Source organism: Paraburkholderia humisilvae, from assembly GCF_902859855.1.
Classification (GTDB): Bacteria; Pseudomonadota; Gammaproteobacteria; order Burkholderiales; family Burkholderiaceae; genus Paraburkholderia; species Paraburkholderia humisilvae.
The window spans coordinates 1-2689 of the sequence record NZ_CADIKH010000246.1; the positions used below are offsets into that span (position 1 = coordinate 1).

General features: G+C 48.8%; 2 protein-coding genes and 1 pseudogene. 2 read left to right on the forward strand and 1 reads right to left on the reverse strand.

The features are described from left to right. Positions 1-145 precede the first annotated feature (145 nt). Positions 146-761 (forward strand): annotated as a pseudogene (locus HV796_RS41530) (transposase); the annotation flags it as partial. On the opposite strand, the gene HV796_RS41535 reads toward HV796_RS41530, so the two are convergent. Next, positions 746-2032: an L-tyrosine/L-tryptophan isonitrile synthase family protein gene (locus tag HV796_RS41535; RefSeq protein WP_343053094.1), complete on the reverse strand. Its 1287-nt coding sequence runs from the start codon at positions 2030-2032 to the stop codon at positions 746-748. The pseudogene HV796_RS41530 and the gene HV796_RS41535 overlap by 16 nt on opposite strands. Before the next feature lie 582 nt (positions 2033-2614). On the opposite strand from HV796_RS41535, the gene HV796_RS46470 reads away from it, so the two are divergent. After that, positions 2615-2689 (forward strand): transposase DNA-binding-containing protein (locus tag HV796_RS46470; RefSeq protein WP_484555926.1); only part of this gene is annotated, 75 nt, incomplete at its 3' end.

Genomic DNA, 2689 nt, shown 5'->3' on the forward strand with positions numbered 1-2689 from the left:
TTGCCTCGTCCAACGGCTTCTTTGCCATGGCGCGTATCTCCATTCAATCCGTTAGAGATATAACGCGCCAGCATCGAATCGGTTGTCATGTTTTATGGGAAACTCAATAGAACGAAGGCTCCGGTTCCACTTGCTGCAGTAGTGCTTGTCCGATGAAGCGCTTGAAGACCCGCTCGATGACAGCATCGCGATGCGCACTTTCGCCAGCATCGATCTGGCAGTTGAGAACGCGCCGGATGCGACCACGCTGTTGAAGTTCCGGCGTCTGCTGCGCGAGCACGATCTGACGCGCAAGGTGTTTGACGAAATCGGCATCCCCGTGGGTGATGCGATGATTATTGAGGCACTGACCGGAAACCTCGGAAAGAGTCGCGACACGCAGATGTATCTGACCAAGAAAGGAAACGCGTGGCACTTCAGCATGAAAGCCCAGGTCGGCATCGATGCCGAATCGGATCTGGTGCATGGCGTGGTGGGCACGGCGGCCCCAATGGACCGGATGTGCCGCAGACTCATAAGCTGTTGCACTGTCATGAGCAGGAAGCGTTCGGCGACGCGGGCAACATCGGATAAACGCGACGAAATTGAAGGGCGTGTCGGTGAAATGGCGTAACGGCGAGGCGCGGAAAGATCAAGGCGAGGCAGGACGGTCCGCTGAACGATCTCGTAGTCGCGCCCGAGCAAACTAGGGCACAAATCTGCGCTCGGGCCGGGTATCTATTTCATATATGAGGAACCTGTTCCGTCATCGCAAAGTGCGCTGACGATGCTGGGCAGAGATCCCGGGAGGCGCCACGTACGCTTGCGTAATACCATCGCTGGATCTGTATCGAACTACGCCGGGTAGGTTCACAGCATCCATTTCCGTCAATACTTGCATGCGGAATGGCGTGCTCTCCGATTTTCTTGTAAAAACGGAGATGCCATGATACGGGAGTAGTCGAGAACTTTTTTTGTATTCTGGGTATACGCGCAGTCCAAGAACTGGAATGCTCTTTGTGTGAATCGTTGCCCTGATGCAATTCGAATCAATGAGATCTTCCCAGTAGATATCCGCCGCGGCATTTTTAAGGGATCGATATACAACGAGGGACTTGGTTGATCTTTCCAATACCTCTTTCCGTAGTTCGCTATGGCTATTACTATAACACGAATAAATGGAGGAATAATCGTTTGAAAGATGTCGCAGGTTGATGCTGCAAACCATGCTTAGCCCCCATTTCGACGCCTCAACATTTTCTGTCTTTGGCGTTGATTCAAGTATATTCATCCAGTGATTAAATCTCGCTGTGAAATTGTTGGATCGAGGGCATAACAGGTCCATCATGTCAATCACGTCGATTTCATCGCAAAATCCATTTTTAGCTACCCATGACACCAACCCTTTATAATAGGCATTGGTTTCAATGACACTATTCATGAACGGAGTGCTGTAAAAATTGGCGTCAACTACGACCTTAAAGCATAATCCCGGCGGGTAAAGGTTCTGTACTTCGCGTGCAACGTTTGCCAAAAACTTTAGAGTTGTTATTTCTGCCGCAGTTACAGTTGTTTCCTGAAATCTTTTGAGGGGATTTCCAATGTTACAAAAAATTGGGATAATAATTCCTATTTTTTGACCTGAAGAAATGCTTCTCTGAACGATTGATTTCCATAGGGTATGGCTGCGAAATTCCGAGCGTGAATTAAATTGAAGATTCCTTGAATTTAGGTAATGCAATATGGAATTGCAAACTTCGTCAGGCGACCGATTTTTTTGGCTGTCTTCAATTTTAGGCGCGATCGACGCCTGATCGATGATTGAATCAAGAGAGGAGCAGTCGATCGTCGAAGGAATTTCAATCTCACGAGGATCTTTCAGTGGCAAAGAATTCCCATAATTTAATGCGGAGTCCGACAGGATTTCACCTGACATCCCGGTTTTAAGATTGGACGCCGAATTGTATGTGATTTGCATGGTTGCAGGTCCCAATTTGAGATAAGGTGTCGAGCGCCTTATTAAAATCGATTCCGGTTGAAATAAAAATCCCATCTGGGGGCTGTGAATCAAATATTGGGGAGGCCAAAAAACTGGACGCGCCCCATTTATATCATTCGGGATCGATTGCGCTGCTTTCGCAGACGTGGCGTGTTTTTTGTTTCCTCGTTACTATATAGTGTCAGGTGCACCGAATTGTCAAAGATTGTAAGGACATGACACTCGTGTGTTTTTGCTCCGTCAATCCGCCAGACTTAAAGCGTCTGCAGGGGAAATTCCTTCTAATGACGCGTCGACGCAGTATTGTCGCCCCTGAACAATTCATTTTCGGCTTGTTCAGGCGTCAAGGTTGAACGACGTTACGGTCAGGTATCGTGACGACGGGCCTTTACTTTGTCCGTTTAACTCACTGACTCACCGGCCCCAGAAGCTGCATACGGCATCGCGAGAATGAGCCACCAATAAACCACAGCTTCCTGAGGATCAGGCGCAAATTGTGACCTGCGCCGCAGAGTACAACGTGCAGCGCATCGCTTAGGGCACCGTTTAACCCATTCCATTACACACAAGTTGAGCTGAGTGAGTTGTAAACTTCCGCGTTTTGCCGTTTACTCTTGTTTTTTGCGTGACGAGCGAATGGCACAAGCGACGGAGAGTTGGGCGGCAATGGAATTCAAGGGTATTGATCTGGGCGACAAGCGCCTGAACCGA

Bases quoted from the DNA above. Each gene is read 5' to 3' on its own strand.
- HV796_RS41535 (WP_343053094.1), bottom strand. From the start codon at position 2,032: ATGGGATTTTTATTTCAACCGGAATCGATTTTAATAAGGCGCTCGACA.